This is a genomic window from bacterium, from assembly GCA_021372515.1.
GTDB lineage: Bacteria > Gemmatimonadota > Glassbacteria > GWA2-58-10 > GWA2-58-10 > JAJFUG01.
Genome location: JAJFUG010000048.1, coordinates 22,459 through 42,692 on the forward strand (window position 1 = coordinate 22,459; position 20,234 = coordinate 42,692).

At 57.8% G+C, this 20,234-nt stretch carries 11 protein-coding genes; 4 read left to right on the forward strand and 7 right to left on the reverse strand.

The window, feature by feature from the left end; all coding sequences use genetic code 11:
* Window positions 1–109 precede the first annotated feature (109 nt).
* From tmk to trxA, 3 genes are all read right to left on the reverse strand, one after another.
* The gene (gene tmk, locus LLH00_04695) at window positions 110–748 is read right to left on the reverse strand and encodes a dTMP kinase (GenBank protein MCE5270563.1); all 639 of its coding nucleotides are present in this window, start codon (window positions 746–748) and stop codon (window positions 110–112) included.
* Between the two features lie 61 nt (window positions 749–809).
* On the reverse strand, window positions 810–1,424 hold the full coding sequence (locus LLH00_04700; protein ID MCE5270564.1) for a CDP-alcohol phosphatidyltransferase family protein: 615 nt from the start codon (window positions 1,422–1,424) through the stop codon (window positions 810–812).
* A gap of 14 nt (window positions 1,425–1,438) precedes the next feature.
* Entirely contained in the window at window positions 1,439–1,768 is a 330-nt protein-coding gene (gene trxA, locus LLH00_04705) for a thioredoxin (GenBank protein MCE5270565.1), read from the reverse strand.
* A gap of 322 nt (window positions 1,769–2,090) precedes the next feature.
* Here trxA and LLH00_04710 point away from each other — a divergent pair, with 322 nt between their 5' ends.
* Genes LLH00_04710 through LLH00_04725 form a run of 4 tightly spaced genes read left to right on the forward strand, consistent with a single transcriptional unit; the run spans window position 2,091 to window position 4,599 of the window.
* Window positions 2,091–2,942 carry a hypothetical protein gene (locus LLH00_04710; protein ID MCE5270566.1) on the forward strand — a complete coding sequence of 284 codons (852 nt, stop codon included), beginning with the start codon at window positions 2,091–2,093 and terminating at the stop codon, window positions 2,940–2,942.
* Window positions 2,902–3,744 carry an NAD+ synthase gene (locus LLH00_04715; GenBank protein ID MCE5270567.1) on the forward strand — a complete coding sequence of 281 codons (843 nt, stop codon included), beginning with the start codon at window positions 2,902–2,904 and terminating at the stop codon, window positions 3,742–3,744. The genes LLH00_04710 and LLH00_04715 overlap by 41 nt, the downstream gene beginning before the upstream one ends.
* Window positions 3,745–3,771: 27 nt before the next feature.
* Window positions 3,772–4,146 (forward strand): hypothetical protein, encoded by a 375-nt coding sequence (locus LLH00_04720; protein MCE5270568.1) that lies wholly within the window; start codon window positions 3,772–3,774, stop codon window positions 4,144–4,146.
* A 45-nt stretch (window positions 4,147–4,191) separates the two neighbouring features.
* On the forward strand, window positions 4,192–4,599 hold the full coding sequence (locus LLH00_04725) for a YtxH domain-containing protein (GenBank protein ID MCE5270569.1): 408 nt from the start codon (window positions 4,192–4,194) through the stop codon (window positions 4,597–4,599).
* A 75-nt stretch (window positions 4,600–4,674) separates the two neighbouring features.
* Here the strand turns inward: LLH00_04725 and LLH00_04730 are convergent, their stop codons facing one another.
* From LLH00_04730 to LLH00_04745, 4 genes are all read right to left on the reverse strand, one after another.
* Complete coding sequence (locus LLH00_04730) at window positions 4,675–6,489, reverse strand: hypothetical protein (protein ID MCE5270570.1); 1,815 nt, start codon at window positions 6,487–6,489, stop codon at window positions 4,675–4,677.
* An 82-nt stretch (window positions 6,490–6,571) separates the two neighbouring features.
* Complete coding sequence (locus tag LLH00_04735) at window positions 6,572–9,505, reverse strand: T9SS type A sorting domain-containing protein (protein MCE5270571.1); 2,934 nt, start codon at window positions 9,503–9,505, stop codon at window positions 6,572–6,574.
* A gap of 185 nt (window positions 9,506–9,690) precedes the next feature.
* Window positions 9,691–14,745: a T9SS type A sorting domain-containing protein gene (locus tag LLH00_04740; protein ID MCE5270572.1), complete on the reverse strand. Its 5,055-nt coding sequence runs from the start codon at window positions 14,743–14,745 to the stop codon at window positions 9,691–9,693.
* A gap of 439 nt (window positions 14,746–15,184) precedes the next feature.
* The gene (locus LLH00_04745; protein ID MCE5270573.1) at window positions 15,185–19,246 is read right to left on the reverse strand and encodes an Ig-like domain-containing protein; all 4,062 of its coding nucleotides are present in this window, start codon (window positions 19,244–19,246) and stop codon (window positions 15,185–15,187) included.
* Window positions 19,247–20,234 lie beyond the last annotated feature (988 nt).

Consider the following 20,234-nt stretch of genomic DNA (forward strand, 5'->3'; position numbering starts at 1 on the left):
TTTTTTCAAGAGAACTTCAGACTCAGGTCACCGTTAGTAAAGGAAATGCCCGGCTGGAGATATCCAGTCGGGCGCAACGTTTTTCATGTGGATATGCTTTCCTGCGGCTCTATCTGCCGAGCAGCAGCCCCACCCGCTCCTTGATCTCGGCCGCAATCTCCTCCACCGGACGGCTGGCATCCAGGCGGACTATCCGCTCCGGCTCGGCCTGGGCCAGCTCGCGGAAAGAACGCACCACCCGCTCGTGGAAGCGGTCACCCAGCGACTCCATCCGGTCCGGTCCTCCGCCGGCCTTGCGGGCAAAACCCACCTGCGGCGGCAGGTCGAGCAGGAAAGTGACCTCGGGCAGCAAACCGTCCGTGGCGAACAGGTTCATCCGCGCCAGTTCCTCGGCGCCCAGATCGCGCGCTCCGCCCTGGTAGGCCAGGGTGCTGTGGTGGAAACGGTCGGCGATCACCACCTGGCCCTCGGCCAGCGCCGGTGCGATCACCTGGCTCACCAGTTGCGCCCGGCTGGCCAAGTACAGCAGCAACTCGCCGCGCGGGCACAGTTCACCGTGCTCACGGTCGAGCAGGATCGCGCGGATTTTCTCCCCGATCGTCGTCCCGCCCGGATCGCGGCAAAGCAGCACCCGCTGTCCGAGGGCTTTCAGGTGCGAGGCGAGCAGGTTGGCCTGAGTGCTCTTGCCCGCTCCCTCGCCGCCCTCGAACGAGATGAAAAGACCTTTTGATTTTATGGGAATGGTCATAACACCGGATGGAGCCGGAGGCAGGCGCGGCCCTCAGCGGGACGGGCGGTGCCGCCGGTGCTCAGTCGTCATCCGTGTCCAGCGGCACCCCGTGCGCGACGGAGTAGACATGGAACATCCGCTGGATCACAGTCAGGTTCGAGAATACGGCCAGCAGCCACACGACCCAGTAGAGCGTGGTGTGGCCAAGGATTCCGGCGAAGCCCAGGTAGACCACGCGCTCCGGACGCTGGAACAGGCCGACGCTGCACTTGATGTGCAGTGCCTCGGCCTTGGAGCGCGCATAGCTCACCATCAGCGCGCCGATGATCGAGAGGATCACCACCCAGACCATCTCCGTCCGGCCCTTGACCATGTACATGTGCATGATGCCCAGGTAGATGACAGCGTCGGAAAAACGGTCCATGGTCGAGTCGAAAAACGAGCCGAACTTGCTGGCCAGCCCGGTGGCACGCGCCACCTTGCCGTCCACGATGTCGAACGTCCCGCTGAACAGCAGGATCGCACCGGCCAGTTGCACATGATCCAGGGCGAAAGCCACCGCCGCGGCTATCGTGACACCGAAGCCGATGGAGGTGAGCAGGTTCGGCTCTATCCGGTGTCGGATACAGAAACGGATCAATGGGCTGATCAGATCGATATACCAGTATTTGATCAACTTGGGCAGGAACTTCATCCTGAGCCTGTTCCTTATTTCAGGGCATCCAGCTTTTTCTGGAGGACCGACTGGCTGACCGCGCCGATGGAAATGTCGGACGGTTTCCCGTCCTTGAAAAATATGACCGTGGGTATGCTGCGGATCTGGAACGCCTGCGCGGTGCGAGGGTTTTCATCCACATCCATCTTGAAAACCGCCACCTGGCCCGCGTTGGCCTCGGCAAAAGCCTCCAGCGCGGGAGCCATGTGCAGGCAGGGGCCGCACCAGGGGGCCCAGAAATCGACCACCGTCACGCCCTGCGACTGCAGTACCGACTGCTCGAACTGGCTGTCCGATATATTCTGCGGCTTATTCAGCGCCATCTGATCCACCTTTCTTTTCAGTTCCGGTTCCGGAACGGTTCCTGCCGCCACCGGCCGGCCGCGCACATACAGCCGCCGGTCACCGCTCTCATCGCGGTCAGGTTCTATTATAACATACTGGGCATTGAAAATCAATTCAAACCGGAACCTTGAGAATCGGGCCTTACAAGCCTTGTAGTCCTTGACCTTATTGACAAAGCCTCTGCCGGGGTGTTATGCTTAAATTAGTGAAACCGCCACACTCCCCTGCCATAATTATGATATTCAAATTATCATAAACGGAGTGTTTTCCTTTTTAACTCGAAACAGTCCTCGACCGGATATGAAAATCAGAATGCAGCAGAGCGCCCCCCGTCTGGGCGATCTGGATAACAATTTCGAGCAGACCCGTAGCGCGATCGAGCAGGCGCTGGCCGATGGCGTCGAGCTGATCGTGTTCCCTGAGCTGTCGCTGACCGGCTACCTGCTCAAAGATATGGTGGCCCAGGTGGCGATGACCGCAGAGGACACGCGCCTGGCCGAGCTGGCCGAATTCAGCCGCCGGGGCATCTCGATCCTGGTCGGGCTGGTGGAGCACAGCCGGGGCCATTTCTTCTACAACTCGGCTTTCTATTTCGAGGACGGCCGCCTGCTCCACCGTCATCGCAAGGCCTACCTGCCCACTTACGGGATGTTCGACGAGGGGCGCTATTTCTCGCCCGGCAGCCGGGTCAAGGCGGTGCAGAGCCGTTTCGGCAAGCTGGGGATCATGATCTGCGAGGACGCCTGGCACCCGGTCAATCCATATATCCTGTGCCAGGACGGGGCCCAGGTGCTGCTGGTCATCTCCAACAGCCCGGTGCGCGGCATGAACGAGAACGGCCAGTTCCAGAGCGTGATCAACTGGGCCCGGATCACCCAGAGCTATGCCCTGCTGCATTCGAGTTTTCTGGTCTACGTCAACCGGGTGGGCTGCGAGGACGGGATCAGTTTCAGCGGCTGCTCCCAGGCCATCGACCCCAACGGCGAGCCGCTCCTGACCCTGCCGTTCCTGGAGGAGACCACCGGCACTCTCGATCTTGATATGAACGAGCTGACCCGCTCCCGGATACATTCACCCATCCTGCGGGATGAAAATTTCCTGATGAGTTTCAATGAGCTCAAGCGAATTAAAAAAGCCCTCTTTGGCAATTGACTGCGAGCAGGTCAGCCGGGTGCTTATCAATTTCATCCGCACCGAGGTGCGCAAGGTGGGGTTCGAGCGGGTTGTGCTGGGCCTTTCGGGCGGCATCGACAGCAGCCTGTCGGCGGCCCTGGCCGTGCGCGCCCTGGGACGTGAGAACGTGCTGGGCGTGTTCATGCCTTACGAGTCGAGCAATCCCAGCAGCCTGGCCGATGCCCGCCTTCTGGCCGAATATCTGGGCCTGCGCAGCCAGCTGTGCGAGATAACCCCGATGGTCAAACCCTACCTGGAGGCCAACCCGGGCATGGACCAGTTGCGTCGGGGCAACGTGATGGCCCGCATGCGGATGATCGTGCTCTACGACATCTCGGCCGCCGAGCGCGCCCTGGTCCTTGGCACCAGCAACAAGACCGAGTACCTGCTGGGATACTCCACCCTCTGGGGCGACATGGCCTGCGCTCTCAACCCACTTGGCGACCTGTACAAGAACCACGTGCGCCAGCTCTCCCGGTTCCTGGAGATACCGGCTCCGATCCTCCAGAAAAAACCCAGCGCCGACCTCTGGGAGGGCCAGACCGATGAGGACGAGTTCGGTTTCACTTACGATGACGCGGATCAGTTGCTCTACCTGCTGATCGATCGCCGTTTTCTTCCTGAGGAGGTCGAGCGTCTGGGTTATGACCGCCGCCTGATCGACATCCTCGTTCGCAAGGTGCGCACCACTCAGTACAAACGCCATCTGCCCCTGATCGCCAAGCTCAGCCAGCGTACGATCAATCGGGATTTCCGCTACCCCAGGGACTGGGGTCTCTGATTCCAAATCTTGAGCGGGGAGCGAAGCATGTTAGTGTCTGTTCAAATCATCGTTGCGGTTTCACTGGCCGTAATCGCGCTCTACTTTCTTGTCATGACTGTCCTCGCCGTGTTGGTGTACCTCAAGCTGCGCCGCCTGCAGGCCTATTTAGCCACCACGGTGCGCGAGAAACTGGAGGTTTCCCTTGGGCACCTGCAGAACATCGGCGCGCGCCTGGAGGACCTGGCCGATGACACTAGCAGCAAGATCGAGGATTTCTCCCAACTCATCCCCGAAACCCGGGACAAGCTCCAGGAGCTGATCGATCTGCTGGATCTTTTCCAGTCACGTATCCGTGGTCCCTTGCTCAATCTGGCTGCATTCTTTAAAGTTATTGGGGACAAGTTTTCCCGTCAGGGTTGAGGGCGCCAGACTGAGGTTAGCTTTCTCATAACGCGGGAGGTTGATATGTCGGAAGATAACGGACACACTTTCTCGATCATCAAGGCTTTCCTGGCTGGTTCCATCGTGGGCGCCGGCGTAGCGCTCCTTTTTGCGCCGTACAGCGGAGAGGAGACCCGCAAGAAGCTCGCGGAAAAGAAGGAAGATGCTTGCAAGGCTCTGAAGGAAACCACTGAGCAGGTGGCCAAGCGTGGCCATGAGATGCTTGATGAGGGTAAAAAATCGATCGAGTCCCTCAAGTCGGAGATGTCGAAGCTGGTGGATGAGGGTAAAAAATCGATCAGCCACATCCGCGATGAGATAAGCGGGATGGTGGAAGAGGGCAAGAGCAGCCTGAAAAAAACGATCAAGGAAGAGCTGTCCAGCTTGGAAGAAGAGCTTGCGGACAAGAAAACCCGCAAGACCAAGGCCTGATCTCTGAGGTTGGATGAAATAAAAAGGCCGCCGGACTTTGAGTCCGGCGGCCTTTTACTTTCAGGTCAACTCAAGCTACTTGAGCATGACCATCTTCCGTGTGGCGGTGTAACGGTCCGATGAGAACCGGTATAAGTATACGCCGGAAGAAACCTTCTGACCACTGTTGCTCGTCCCGTCCCAGAAAACCTGGTAGACTCCAGGGGCCTTGAAGCCTTGGGCCAGAGTCTTGACCAAGTGTCCGCGCAGGTCGTAGACGTTCATGGTGAAACGAACGCCGGACCCTGCATCCTCGGGGATCTGATAGCTGATCGTCGTCGAGGGGTTGAACGGGTTAGGGCTGTTCTGCGCCATTGCGAAAGCTTTGGGCAGACCGGAGCCGGGGTTGACATCCTCGCCGTTGTTCGGCACACGGCTGTCCAGGCTGACCGTACCGTCAACCTTCTGGATACCGACATTCATACCGTCGGCATCTAAAACCTCGACACCCTTGAGCATCATGGAAACGTCCATCGGCAGCAGGCTCGGGTCCAGCGGCCGCAGGATATCGTACTCGATGGTGAACACAGCCTCGCTGCCCGGAGTGACCGAACCGGCCACGTTAGGAGCGTAAGCCACCATCGTTCCGACACCGTTGGTGCTGTCCACACTTCCGGTCGCAACCCAACCAGCCGTACGGGCGGTTGTGTTGATTTTGGACGGCGTGAGGATACCGATCGGCTTAGTCTGATCCGGCTGGATATAGAACCGGATAACCGACACAGACTTGCTGCGGTTGACCAGACGGATCGGGATTGTCACCTTGCGCTGCTGCACGTTGAGCACGCTGAAATCCCCGGACTTAACATCCACGATCAGGCTGTCGCCGAAGAAATAATTCAGCGCGGTGCTTGCAACAGACGGAGCCTGCACGGCCAAGGCGCCCCCGGCCATGTTTTTCAGCGCCACATTGGCCAGTGTGGCCGTACCAGTAGCAGAACTGGCAGTGTTCACACTGAAATAGATCTGGCACAGAGCAGCCAGACCGCCCGGAGGCACCGCGGCGCCGCTGAAACTCACGGTCACACGGCTGGTGTTGGCGTCAACGGCCGCCACGGCGCCGTTGAAATTAACGCCGGCACCACGCGGACCCGCAACCACCGTGTTCGCGAACGACATCAGATTCGAAGGGAAAACCACGGCGAAACTTCCGGAGCCGATGGAATCCTTGTTCTCAACCTTGACCGGAAACATGATCGTGTCGCCGATCATCGCAGGCAACGTGGCGCCGAGCTGCAGCGCATTGTATTCCGGGATGTTGGCGATCATGATGTCCGGGGCGCTGAAAACAGGGTAATCCGAGAAAGTGCCGTCAGCAAAAGGCCACTTGGAGATCTGGACACCCTCTTCTCCGGCTGTCTTCACCGAATAGCTACCCTCAGCCGCCAGGGCGGAGACAGGGAACTTGAAATTAACCAAGGTTCCCTTCTGGTCGGTGTTGATCACACCCACCGCCGCCGAAGCCAGACCTTTGACATTAACACCGAAGACCGTCACACCTATGGTTCCAGTGGGCTTGTCAAAGCTGACCAGCGCGCTCAAGGCGCCGCTGACCAAACCGTTGGGATCACCGTCTACGAGCTTCTTCCCGAAAGAGGTATCCCAACTCCACCAGTTGCCCGGCACTGTGTCGAGCATCTCGGTCAGGGTCGAATCAATCTTAAAGACCGCGATAACGCCACCGGCCTTGTCGGAATTGAAATCGATCCCTACGGACACCCGCAAAGTGTCACCCGGCTTGGCCGAATTGGCACGGACAAACACTGTGTCCGGCAAGACGGCGGCCGCCAGGTAGACAACATTGAACAGAATGAGTACTATTCCGAGGAATAGTAATCTGGTTATTTTCATAAAATCCCCCTGATGAGCTGTTTTGAATCAGGTCGACCCGGCGCTCCACCGTATGGTGGAGCGCCGAGCTTTTCGTCGATCACTACTTCAGGATAACCATCTTCCTGACCGCCGAAAAATCGCCGGCCTGCAGTCTGTAGAAGTAGACACCCGAAGATACGCGCTGTCCGGCTTCACTGCGGCCGTCCCAGTTGACCGAGTACCTTCCGGATTCCTTGAGCTCATCGACCAGGGTAATAACCTTCTGTCCACGAATGTTGTAAACAGCCAGCACAACCTTGGTTCCGCTCGTGCTCTCGGGGATCTCGTAAGCGATGGTCGTCGAGGGGTTGAACGGGTTCGGGCTGTTCTGATCGAGCGCGTATGCCTTGGGCAGCACCGCCGAGGAGGCCAGACGGCCCTTCTCGCCGTTGTAAATAGTGCCGTTGCGGTCGGCAACTTCAACCTTCTCGATTTTCAGGCTGGCCTGATCGTAACTGCCGTTACGGAACATGACAGTGAAGAGCTCGCTGGTAAGGGTGGACGGCGTGAAACCGGTCAGACTGATAACATCCACCACCAGCTGGCCGTTTTCGGCCATCGGTTTGATCATGGCTTTCCCCTGCATCGCCTGACCGAGCGCGACACCGGAGAACTCATAGGCCTTGTTGTACGAGAAAGTGAAACGCGCCACGAAGGTCTCGAAGCTGCTGCTCAGACTGACATAAGCAGCACCGGGCTGGACCTGAACCGAACCGCTGTTGCTCGCGGCCAGCATGGTCGCAGGAACCGGCTGTGCAAGCAGGTAAGCGATCAGGTCGGCCAGATACGCGATATTCGACGGTGAAGGATCGCTCAGATACATGTACAGATCACCGGCGTTAACCTTACCATCTTGGTTGAAATCAAGATTCGGATCAACAGCTGGCCCAGTCGGCTGGGTCACATAAGCCTCGGAGGCGTTACCCACGTTGTCGTAAGCCGTGAGCACATACACATACGCCACGCCCGAAGCCAGAGTTGCATCCGTATAGGAGGTGGCGATACCGCTAAACAAGGTCTCTTCCGAACTGTCGGAGACATTGCGGCGCACCACTGTAATACGGGCCAGATCTGCATCCGTCGGATTTGTCCAGGTAAGACGGTACTCGGTGCCGACCTTTATCATCGACACGTTGCGTACCGGGCTGGGCGGAGTGATGTCGTCCACGACGTTGAACGAACCGGAAACACCGGCCGCCGCTACGTCTGTGACGTTGTACATCTCATCCCGCACAGCCATGATACCGGTGATACCGACCGTCGAGGACATACCGGTAGTCAGCGCGGCTTTCGCCGTGAATTCAAGCGACAGGAGCAACTGTCCCGAACCACCGGCGGCGATGCTCTTGGTGCCGGTCAAGTCGGTCAGCCCAATCTTGATGCTATTGGCGCCGGCGACTATTTCCGGAGTGGGAGCCCCGCCGTTCCAGATCGCGGAATTGACCTGGACCGAATTCGTGACATAGGTCAGCTTCGTGTTGTCGAAGGTGACAGTCACTTCATTTCCCACCACGACATCACGGTTGGTCAGAAGGACATTCATTTTCTGCGTAGTGTTCGGACGTCCGTAAACGTTCTCGACCTGCAACTCGAACGGGCTGCGGATCAGGAACGCACCCTTGTAAAGGGTCCCGATATTCACGTTGTCCGTGGTATAGTCTTCATTACGGATACCTACCGAACCACTCACCTGCAGGCTGTCATACCCGACCGCTGCGGTGTTCTTGACGTTCAGAATAACCGTGAACATCAATTTGTCGCCATCGCCGGCCGTTATACTATCGGCCGAGAAAGCGAAAGATGCAACCGACACCGTAGAATCGGAGACCGCAACTTCTGTCTGAACCGAACCGACGTTCGAGAAAATGTCCTTGTTGACCACAACATTGGCCGACGTAGCCGTATACTTGGAGGCATCGAATTTCAGGGTCGCCTGAGCGCTCACGATTGTCTCGGAGTTTTTCAGGTAAACCTTGACCGTGTCCGAACCCCCACGCGGTGCGGCTGCATCGCTACCAACCCTCAGGCTGAACTTGCCTTTGATGTTAACATTGCCGTTGTACCTTGTCGGGGAGTTGGTAGTTGTATTGTACAACTCATCCCGACTGGTAACTGTCGCGGCAATTACAGTCAAAGGGTTGCTGGCAGCCTCAACTGCAGTTGCCTTGGCCTTGAGGTAAATCGTTGCCAGTATAACGCTCTCGTTATTGGACGAGATGTAACCGCCGCTGAGAGTAAAGATGGCAACTTTAACCTGACCGGCCACCGAGGCGTCAACCGTGGCAGGCTGAGGTTCGCCATCTTTCCAGATGGCTTTGTTGATAACCACTGAATCCGCATACATCAACTGCGTGCTGTTGAAACCGATAGTGAACTCGGCTCCGACTACATTCTGAATGTTGGTCATGTAAACCGGCACAGCCACCGTTCCACCGATGCTGGAGGTCACACTGTCCGCACTCAGACTGTAGCTGCTCAGGATAGTGAAAGTCCCGGCGGCGAGGTTCGTCACATTCGTACCGTCAGTGCTGTTGATGATGTCGGTACGGGAGATAAACCGCCCGTTCGGAGTTACAGTCACCGTTCCCGGAGTTGCCGTGCCGGCCACCTTGAGCACTACCGAAAGCAACTTCATGGGGGAAGAAGCCTTTGGCAATGCAGCATTGGCGTCCAGCGAAAACAGCGCTACTGATACTTTTCCGGTGGCGGCATCAACGCTAACCTGCGGCGCTCCCCAAGAGGAATTCCAAGCCGCTGGGTTAACGACCAGGCTTCCGTCGACATAACTCAGCTTTGTCTTGTCAAAGCTTAGTCCCACCTCCGCGCTTATGTACGCCGAGTCGGTTGTTATGTAGACATCGACCGTGTCTGTCCCACCCGGGAAACCCTGTGCGCTCTGTACTGCCACAGCGTCAAGCGCATATAGGCTACTCCCGGAAAAGACCAGTATCGCAGTCAATATCCCTGCCAGGCTTAGTAGCCTTTTAAGTTTCATATCCTAACCTCCTCGTCTCTAAACGAGCCGATATAAGAGGTAATGCTGGCTTCAGCATGGCATCCCATAACAGGTCGTTTCCTCATTTGTGATAGATAATTCAGACAATAATGTGATTTCTCCGCTTAAAAATAGTGCCGAATTCCTCCCTGAATTCGGCACTATTTTCGCCGTTATTGTCCGAGTTACTTGAGGATCACCATTTTACGGGTCTGGTTGAACTCACCAGCGACCAGGCGATAGAAGTACACGCCCGAGGACACCTTCTGCCCGTTGTTGCTCGAACCGTCCCACTGAATCTGGTAGGAGCCTTCGCTCTTTACCTCATTCACGAGGGTGCGGATAAGCTGACCGCGGACGTTGTAGATGTTCAGTCGAACCTGGACTTCCTTGCCTTCCGGAATATCGTAAGCGATGGTGGTCGACGGGTTGAACGGGTTCGGATAGTTCTGGCTCATGGCAAACGCCTTAGGCAGCGAAGCCTTGGGCGACAGAACTTCCTTGCTCAGCTCGCTCTGCACGTTCTGCTCGAAACCAACGCTCAGGAGGCTGATCTCGCCGTTACCGTCAAACTTACCGTTCAGGGCCTCGACCGGCACGCTCAGGATAGCGCCCGAGCCGCTGGTGATGGAACGACCCTGCAGGTTGATGACGATAATGTGCAGGATGCCTTCTTCCTTACGGTTGTTGAACACGACCTGGACACTCTGATCGATACGCTCAGTCCGGCTGACCTCACCCAGCGAATACTTGGTGGCGTCATACTTAACCTGGAACTCAGCGTAATTCAGCTCACCCTTGTTCTCCAGCTCGATGAACAGATTCGCGTTGGCCTTGTCGGTCTCCTTGAAGGAGAGCGAAGCCTTGGCCGAACGGGTCTGCTGCTCGCCAGCGGAGGCCAGAGTGGCGGTGCCCTTCCAGATATTCAGGATGGTAACCAGGTCCTGATCACCGGTGAAGGCGCCGTCCTGGTTCAGATCCAGACCGAACCAGTCAACCGTGGTCGGAGTGGCATAGCCGAGGACCAGATAGACCAGGCGCATGATGTCAGCCACGTTGGTCGCTTCGGTGCTCAGCTTGCTCTTGCCGCGCTTCGGGGCGATGACATAGTTCTTCATCACGGAAGCGGTGAGCGAATCAAAGGCGTCGGTAACCACGACCTTGTAGGCGACAGAGCTTCCAAGAGCCTGCTTCGGCAGATGGAAGGTGACGTCCACCGAGTCGCCGGAGGTGACAGCCATGGTCGAATCATAAGCGACCGTGTCGGTCGTGGCGGCGGCAACAAACTTGTTGTCGGTGCCGAGGGTCAGCATGGTCTTGTAGGTGACCAGCGAAACCTTCTTCACACCATCGCCGTCCCTCACATGGGCAACCAGGCTCTTGGCCAGGGTGTCCGGCACGAGAGAATCGAGGGCGGTGAAGTGGATGCGCGAATCACCCTGGACTCTCACGATGGTCGTGGTGATAATATAAGTCACGGTCGAAGTCGGAACCGACTTCGGGCTGGCGGTGACGACAATCAGATCACCAGTGCTGCCGGTCTTGATCTTCACGGAGGCCTTACCGTCGGCGCCACTCTTGACATCGATGCTCGTCTTGGCGCTGAGGATTGCCACGCCGTTCGAGTCGATGAAAGTCGCACTGCCGGTGGTGACCGCGAAATTGACCAGCGAGTCGGCCAGGATGTTGCCGTAGGCGTCCTTCAACAGTGCTACCAACGCCGTCGTCTGCTCGGTGTTCTTGGAGGTCTTGAGCGTATCCGTGGGCGAAATCTTAGCCACGGAACCGGCAACCGTACCAGCAGCCTTGATCAGGATGGAATCACGGATGCTGACATCGGTCGAATCCATAACCACCATATAATAACCAGCGCTGGTGGCCTTGGCCGGGGTGATGCTCAGCCCGCCGAAATAGACCTTGGCATTGGCGTAGTCACCACCGATTGTCCGGGTGTTGAACCGGGCCTTGACAGAAGCTGTCAGCGAATCGTACATCCCAGCGCCACGGCTGGTGAACGTCGTATCCGGATGGAACTTCTGCTTTATCACGGCGCTTCCGCCGCCGACCGAGGTGTCGGCCTTGAAGATCAGGCCGCGACTAATCGGGTTGTCATCGTCGACCAGGGTCACGATGTTGCCGTAACGGTCAGCACCGAAGACCGCGAAGCTGTCGGACTGCACACCGGCCGTCAGGTTCAGCGCGGCCGCTTTGGTCAGCTGCGAGGTCCACTTGATGCCGGTCTTGAAGCTGTCGGCAACGGTGGCCTGGGTAGCGATGAAGAAATGATGCAGGGACTGATCGCTCGGATGGTAGCCATCGCTGTAACTCGAGGACGCCCAAACCGGGCTGGCTTCCGTCGCAACCTGGATCATGTAGTTGGTATCGGAAGCCGTCGGGTTGACGAACCCTTCGATCTTGACGTAGATACCGTTGGTACCAGACGGATCCATCAGGAACGGGGCCACGATGGCGATCGAGTCACCGGCGCCGCCGACCCAAGGCGAAGCATAATACGTCGTACCAGCGTCCACGGACAACTTGACCTTGGAGGCGTCAAACGTCGCGGGCAGACCGGCATCACCGGTCAGGTGCGGGAACTTGACAAAGATAATGCTATCCGGCTGCTCCGGACCGATCGTGTTACCGGCGCCAGCCTTGAACTGGATGACACGGTTGACAGTGGCGCCCACCTTGTCGCCGCTGATGGCTATAGCCTTGACGTTGGTGACACTGTCGATCGAGGACACGGTCTGCAGGTTTAACAGCCCGAGGTCCAGGGTCTTCACGGTGTTGGTAGTATACTCGCCGTTGGGACCCTTACCAATCGCCCACTGGATCGTGACACGACGGATGCCGTTGAATTTCACGCGCAGGCCCATCGGGTTGGCGCCGATGCCGCCCAGGTTGATCAAGCTGCTGTCAGTACGGTCGGCCTTATCCACGTCGTAGCCGTAGATGAAAGACTTGTCGCTCTGCATCCAGCCAGGCACGGCGGCCAGTTGGCCGTAAGCAGCAGCGCGGGCCACACCTTTAATGCCCAAGCTGTCCAGGGTGACCGAATCCGAAGCCGCCGGACCAGCCAGCACCGGATCGTGCCCGTCGATCAGGAAATTGATCGCCGAAACACTGCCCGCTCCTGAATACATGCTCAACTTGGTCAGGAACTTCTCTGCCCCGGTGGTGGTGAAATCCAGGCCAGACACCTTGTTGTAGTCTTCGTCCAGGGCGTAGATCGGCAGGAACGCCGGGATGACCGCATTGTTGGTCACCTTGCCGCTGGAGTTGGCAGTATTCAGGTTGGTCTGGAAAGTGGTGATGTCGAAGGTATAGACCGGACCAGGCTCGGCCGAGCACAGCACGGAATCGCTGGCGCCGCCGGAAGCCGACTTGGCGATTACCAGGATGCCGCTGCCGAAACCGTGCGAGGTCGTGCCCTGCCACTTCGCGGTGCTCAGATCGATGAGGCTGCCCGCGGCAACATTGATGCCCTTCAGCGAATCGACGCCAGCGTCCAGATCCGTACCACCAGGATTGGTGATGACACTGGAAAGGATGAAATGGCTCGGTTTACGGGAATTCCCACCCACCGTGGTCCCGTTGTTCAGGATCGCGGTCATGGCACTGTTTACGGCATAACTCTTCACGGTGCCGGCCGGGTGGTCGTCATCCTTGTCGTCATCGGTGTAATAGGTAATGTCAACATACTTGTACTGCAGGAAAACCTTCTCCACCGCCGAGCCGTCCAGGGTGGAACCGGTGGTGAACGGCACACCGAACTTGTCCTTCAGGACGATCTTGAAGGTTTTAGCCGGGGTGTGGCTGCCCAGCGCGATACGGTTCAACATTGCATTGCTCTCATGCGTGGCCCGGTTCGTGACCTTCATGTTCGTGCTGCTGATCGTCAGGCTTCCGATCAGGGCCTTGTCATCCGACTTCAGGATCGTGCGGGTGATGGTCGCGGTGTTGGTGGCCGAAACACCCAGCAGACTCTTGCTCGTGTTCGCGACCTTCTTACCATTAAGATGGAAGTAGATCGGAATCGAGGTCGTGTTGTCCGAGGTCCGGTTGAACTTCAGACCGAAGCCCGGGACGTTACCATGATTCGGGGCGCCCAGATAAATGATCGAGAACGCCGAATCGGAGCAGGTGGTGGAAGCCACGGCGTTGAAGACTTCCTGCGCACCAGCGCCCGGCGAATCCTGAGCGTCAACCCAGTGATCCTTGCCGCGGGAAGCATAAGACTTGCCAGAATTCGGCTGGAAGAGACGAACGTAGGTGTAATTGTCGTCACTCTCAGTCTTTAGATAGGTGCTCGGCTCCGTGGGGTTATGACCCCAGCCCTTACCAGCAATGTCGTAAAGCGTCGGCGTAGCAGTGAAGGTGCCCTTGTCCTTGGGCACGTAGATGGTTAACGAATCCATATCACTGGTAGCGTCGGTATTGAAATAATCCGGAACCCAGTTGTCGAAACGGTCGACGATGTACATCGAATCGGCCGCCGACCAGGTCTGGTTGTTCAAAATGCTGGAAATGCTGGAGTTAGAGCGGACCGAAGCGGCCCGGTCGTTCTTGACATAGAAGTTGGTCGAATCAGGGAAGATACCGTTCTGCACATAGGAGGTCCCATGCTTGAACAGAATGGCCAGCTTCCGCTGCGCGGCCGTCTTGGTGTGGTTGTTGATCTTCAGCACGTTCTCACCGAACTTGAAACCACCTTCCAGGGTGACAAACACGGTCCTGGAATTCGAGAACGTGTTAACATCCTTTACCACAACCACCGGCTGCCGCGAATCGCTGTAGTTATCCAGCGTGTTCGGGGTGGTAACGGTGATATTGCTGGAAGTAACCGTATACTGATCCTGAACCAACTGCGGCGGATTACTATTATCCATATACTGCGTGGATATCTTGACCTTGCCATCCTTCAGCGCGGCCTCATCGACCACCGTGCCCTCGGGCAGGGTGAACGTGTATTCAACACCGCTGGTGAAATTCTGCGCCGCGGTCTCGAACTTCACTTTCAGGTCGAACGCGTGCCCGACGGTATCCTTGGCGGTGGAAGCTGTGTTCCCAGACGCGGTCCGCCAATTGGCATCCAAAGCATCACCATTAATATCATACGCTTTAATGGTGAAATTGACCGACGACGCCAGGGATATCTGCGCCAACAGGTTCGAGGTGACGAGACCCAGCAACAGAGTTAGAGCTACTGTTAAACTGGCCAAAAAACGAGATTTCATAAGAGATTTCCTCCTGAATGAAAAAAGGGAAACACTTGCCAGGCCAGAACAGTCCGCTGGTCGGTTTTGCTCCATAGACTCCCCTCCGCTTTGCTGTTTGTGTCCGGTTGACTTCAAATTCAACATACTTTAAAGCTTCCAACTGATACAAATTTCAACATCTGCACTCCAAAACCAAAACAGTGCTTCGTATTTCTGCCCTGCCTTTCTCGCATTGAACCTTCAGCCGTTCGCGCAAGCCATTATGCATCAATCTTTTACAAGAAATTAGATACAATACGGCACACTTTACGACTGATCGCCTGAATTATACAGGTGATACAATAGTTTGTCAAGAATAAATCCAGCGCTACATCTGGATTTGATTTTGCCAAGTCCGCTAAAAACCTCCCTCTAAACGCCCTCTCACAGCCAAAACGGATTTCTATTATTCGCCCATCTATTTCGCCATCAACTTGAGCAGAGCCAGCAGATCGAACACATCGGTCTTGCCGTTGCCGTCAATATCGGAAGCGAACGAACTCGGCTGGGCTCCTGACATCACTTTCAGCAGCCCCAGCAGATCGAACACGTCGATCTTCTTGTTACCGTCGATGTCACCCTTCTGCTGAGTCTGCTCGGCCAGGATGAAACGGTTCACATGCTCGGGGGCGCCGGACGGGAAAGTGGTCGTGTTCATGTTGTCCTGAACCACGATGTAGTAGTCGATCAGCGTGCCGACAGTCTGCGCGCCTTCCTGGATCAGGGCGGTGAACAGGTTGCCGGACTGACGGTTGAAAGACACATCCTTGTAAGCGCCGCCGTTGACCGAGTAATACAGCCGCGCGTTCGCGCTGCTGACTATCTCATCGTCGGTCACGTTGATCCGCACCTCGTACGTGCCGCTCAGGCCGTGCAGCGTGTCGATCGGGGCCGGGCTCACGGTCACTCCGCCGGAGGCCACTTTCAGGTTCGTCACCAGAGGGGCGACCACATCCAGCACCGCGCCGATTGTGTACTCGCTGATCTGCGGATTTATAGGCACAAACTGTGCCTCATTTTTGACCGTATCCACGCTCACGCTGTCCATCATAACCCAGACTTTCTGGACCGCGTCATAGCCGAACACCGAAAGCCGCGCCTCGGTGAAATTGGGCACCTCGGTGGGAAGGTCGGCATTGGAATACTTCAGCGTGATCTTCGAGCCGGTGCCGGTAGGGAACGAATCCGCGCCGGCCGCTCCCAAAGCTGTCAGATCGAGCCCCCAGCCGCGGCGGATGCCGTAGAACTGGCTGGTGAGATCACCGGCCAGGAAAGTGTATACCCCTTTGCGCGGGTCCTGTTTCACCTTGCCGGTTGTCTCATCCCCGGCCGAGGCCAGGGTGGGAACCGGAACGTTCTGGATAAAACCGGAAATGACGATGATGTTCATATTGAAACCGCCGATCGTACTGCCGCCACCCGAAACGATGATGAATCCCCCCATCCCCAGGGGGCCGAGAAGGGTGTTCGACATAGAGAATATAGTGCCGGACACAATCTGCGGCACTGTAGTGTTGACTTTGCGCTCGACCGCGATTTCCACGGTCACTGTGTCGCTGACACCGCCGCGGGAGTCCTCGGCCCAGAACTTGAAAAAGGCCGAGGCGATCGGCTGGTCTTTCGGCAACAGAGCGGTGTCGAACAGGAACACGTTGCCGTCGCGGATTTTCGCCGGCGGGGTGGCGCCCTGGGTCAGGAACGGCACATCGCCCGCGGTGTGCACCGTGAACGTGTCGCCGTCCGGGTCGGTGGCGTCCACCATGAACGAGATGATGTCACCTTCCGTGACTTTCTGGTCGGCGATATCCGGCACGCGCGGGGCGCGGTTGACCTCGGCCACGTTCACCACCACCTTCTTTACCACTTCGTTGCGCCCGTCGGTCACGGCGACCGTGAACTCATGACGGCCGGACTGGGTGTAATCCGGAGAGAAAACAACCTTGCGCGGCTCGGTGGTCAGCGAGGCCGTGGCATTCAGCGGCATACCCGTGACAGAATAGCCCAGAGCATCGCCGCCCGCATCCGAGGCAGTCACCGCGATCTCGAGCACCTGTCCCTCGCTCACCGAAAACACGGCTGAATCAGCCGCCGCCAGGGAGCCGGTGAAAGCGGGCAGGACATCCGTATCCGTAACCTCCAGGGTCATGGTCCGGCTGACAGACAACTGGCTGGTGGCATCGTTGTCCCGGGCGGTGAACTTAACCTTGTATATACCCGCCTGGGTGTAGCCGGGAGTCAGGGTGACTGTGGCCGTGGCGGGGTTGGTGCCGCTCTGGCTGAGCGTGGCGCCCTGGGGCAGGCCAGTTGCACTGATAGTCAGACGGTTGGCCTCGTCCGGGTCGGCCGCCACCACCGAGAAAGCCAGGGTCTCACCCTCGGCCAGGCTCTGGTCCACGATCGGGTCGAGTACCGGCGGACGGTTCACGTTGCCCACGCTGATGATTACATTGGCGCTGTCCAGCCCGCCGTCCTTACCATCGTTGGCCGTGAACAGAACAGTATAGTTGCCGCTCTGGCTCAGCTCAGGGGTCCAGGTGAAAGCGCGGGTGGAGCTGTTGAACGCCGCCCCATCTGGAAGGTTGGCGGCCGCGTAGGTGAGCTGGTCGCCGTCCGGGTCCGTGGCGCTGACCGTGAAGCTGAGAGTCGCACCCTCGCTCACGCTCTGGTTGGGCACTGTCAGCACCGGCGTACGGTTGGCATCCTGCACGGTCAGACTGACTGTCTCCTGGTCCTTGTTATCCGAGGCGTCGGTGACAGTGAAGGTCACGGTGTAAATCCCGGACTGCGTGTAACCGGGACGGAACATGAGCAGCCCCTGGGGATACAGATCCGCGCCCACGGGCAACCCGGTGGCGCTGAAAGAGATCGCCTCGCCGCTCAGGTCCACTCCGGCCAGACGGACCCGCAACAACTCGCCCTCGCGCACGCTCAGGTTGCCCACCGGGTTCAGCGTGGGCGCGACATCCCTCTCCGTCACCACGATCAACATTTTCTTCGTATCCTGGAACTTTCCGTCTGTTACTCCAAAAGTAACAGTGTAACTCCCGGATTGCAGCAGGCTGGGCTGCCAGGTGAACCGTCCGGTCAGGCTGTCGAGCTTGGAGCCCTGGGGCTTGTCCGAGGCCCAGAACTTCAGACCGGTTACGTTCTGGTTGACCAGCGGCAGGTTGAACGCGACATTGTCGCCCTCGGCCACAGTCATGGTCTCCAGGGGCTTGAACGCCGGCGGGGCGGTGATATTGCGGCCGGTGACCGTGATTGTGAGCTGGGCTTCATCATACAGTCCCTGGCTGTCGGTGACCCGCAGGTAGACGATATTCTGGCCGAGGTCCGAGGCGGCCGGGGTCCAACTCAGCACCGCACCGCTCAAGGCGGCCCCGCGGTCGAGAATGGTGGTGGCTGCACCGCGTTTCTGCACCGAATAAGTGAGCGCGTCCCCTTCGTTCGGGTCAGTTGCCGCAAGGGTGATCTGCAGGGCAGTCCCCGCATCGAGGCTCGTATCGCGCAGGGCGGTGAACCGCGGCGGGAAATTGACCGCGTTCACGGTGATCGCCACAAACTGCGTGTCGGCCAGACCGGCCGGGTCGGCGCCGATGAAACGGACCGTGTAAGTGCCCGCCGCCGGTGACTGATAGTTGAACACCGTGCCGCTGAAAGTCGCTCCGCTGGGCATTTCCTCGGCCGTCACCCTCACCGGGTCGCCGTCCGGGTCGGAAGCCCCGACCTGAAAGCTCAACGGGGTCTTTTCATCCACGATCAGATTCTTATTGGCAATGGAAAGCACGGGCTTGCGGTTGACCTTCTCCACGATCACGACAATGACCTTTGTCGCCCGTCCACCGCGGTTGTCGGAGGCCACCAGGCTGAACTTATAGGTGCCGGCCTTGCCGAAAGCCGGCTTCCAGGAAAAAAGGAGCGCCCCGGCGGTGAACTGCGAACCGGCGGGAGTGTTTAGCGCAGTGTAACTGACTATATCTGTCGGGTCGGCGTCCGTGGCCGCGGTGAACGAGTGGCTCAGTTCCTCGTTCTCGTTCACCCGCAGCGTATCGATCTGGGCCGGCCAGACCGGTGCGGCGTTCTTGTCGTTGACCGTGATGTTAAGGTTGACCGTGTCGGCCCCGCCGCCCTCGTTGGTGTAGATCAGGCGCACCGGGTAGGCCCCGGCCTGGGTCTGGTTCGGGGTCCACTGGAACAGCGTGTCGCCCGCCATGACCGCGCCTGCCGGCAGGGTGGTGCCGGTGTTGAGTTTCAGGCTGTCGCCGTGGTTGAGGATCCGCATGCGGATCGCCAGCGGGCTGCCCTCATCCACCGTGAACGAGGCCCCGTCCTGCGGCGCGATGATGTTGAGCATCTTGATCGACGAGGTAAACGGGAGCGTAACTGTCCCCAGCACCGTCTTGGCGCCCTGATCGGTCAGGGTGATCGTGGTGCTTTGGCCCACGGTTACACCCGACTTCACGTTGAACGCCACCTTCAGCACATCACCGCTGCCGGGCTCAATCCCGTTGCTAAGAGTATCTGCAACAATAAACACGTAACGTCTATAACCAGAGACCGTTGTATACGGTCCAGAGGAGACAGTCAGATCATTAGCGCGATTGAGTTTGAGTGAAACACTGGGATCAAGTTCGATCTTGGTGCTGTCGAAATGCACCTCGACTGTGGCGGAGGTCAGAGCGACAGTGTTCTGGACTGCGACGAATACCTCGTTGCCGGTGCTGCCCGGACCCCCGAGAGACCCGTTCAAGGACCATGTACCACTGCTGGTCTGGGCAAAAGCCACCGTCGCCATGGCCAGAACTGTCAATAGCGCAAAACGAAACAAGCTGCGAATAGACATACTCCCCCCTGCTTAGGGAAACAGTTTAGAAGAATTAATACAATATCCATGCCACAATTACGTTCGACTTAATCGCATCGTAACGGCTTGCATTTCAACATCTTTCAGACATGCACCCAGCAACGGCGCACAAACTGAGTGTTGCTCGGCGAGTAACACTCAGTTGCGGCTGTGGCGGGTGTCCGCGGTTGTTCCCGGCGTAGAAACAACTACGCCCGCGAGTTGCACAGAACCTGTCCGCTTGTGTCAGGGGCATGCTCTTGTTCCGTGGAGTGGTCTGGAAGCGTCCCGTGTACGGCAGGACGGCGCTGTTTGGGTTCTTCAATCCTCCGGAGCCGTTTCAGTACATTCCGTGGATTCGAAGTCACAAAAACATCGCCAGGTCAAAGTAGTTTATCTGGGAGGGGGTGTTACAATCATCAATTGTCAAACACCTGCGAAAAGCCTGCTGCCGATTCTCATTCAGATAGTTTAATCTGCCATTTCGGAAAGTATTTGTCAAGCCGCAAAACGAAACTCATCTTCACTCAAGGATTAAGCTGCCCAGCCCACATAGGGCTGTGCCGGATCACGGGACAAAAAAACCCGTGCGGCCGGAACAGGACCGCACAGGTTTGAAAAGCTTCTA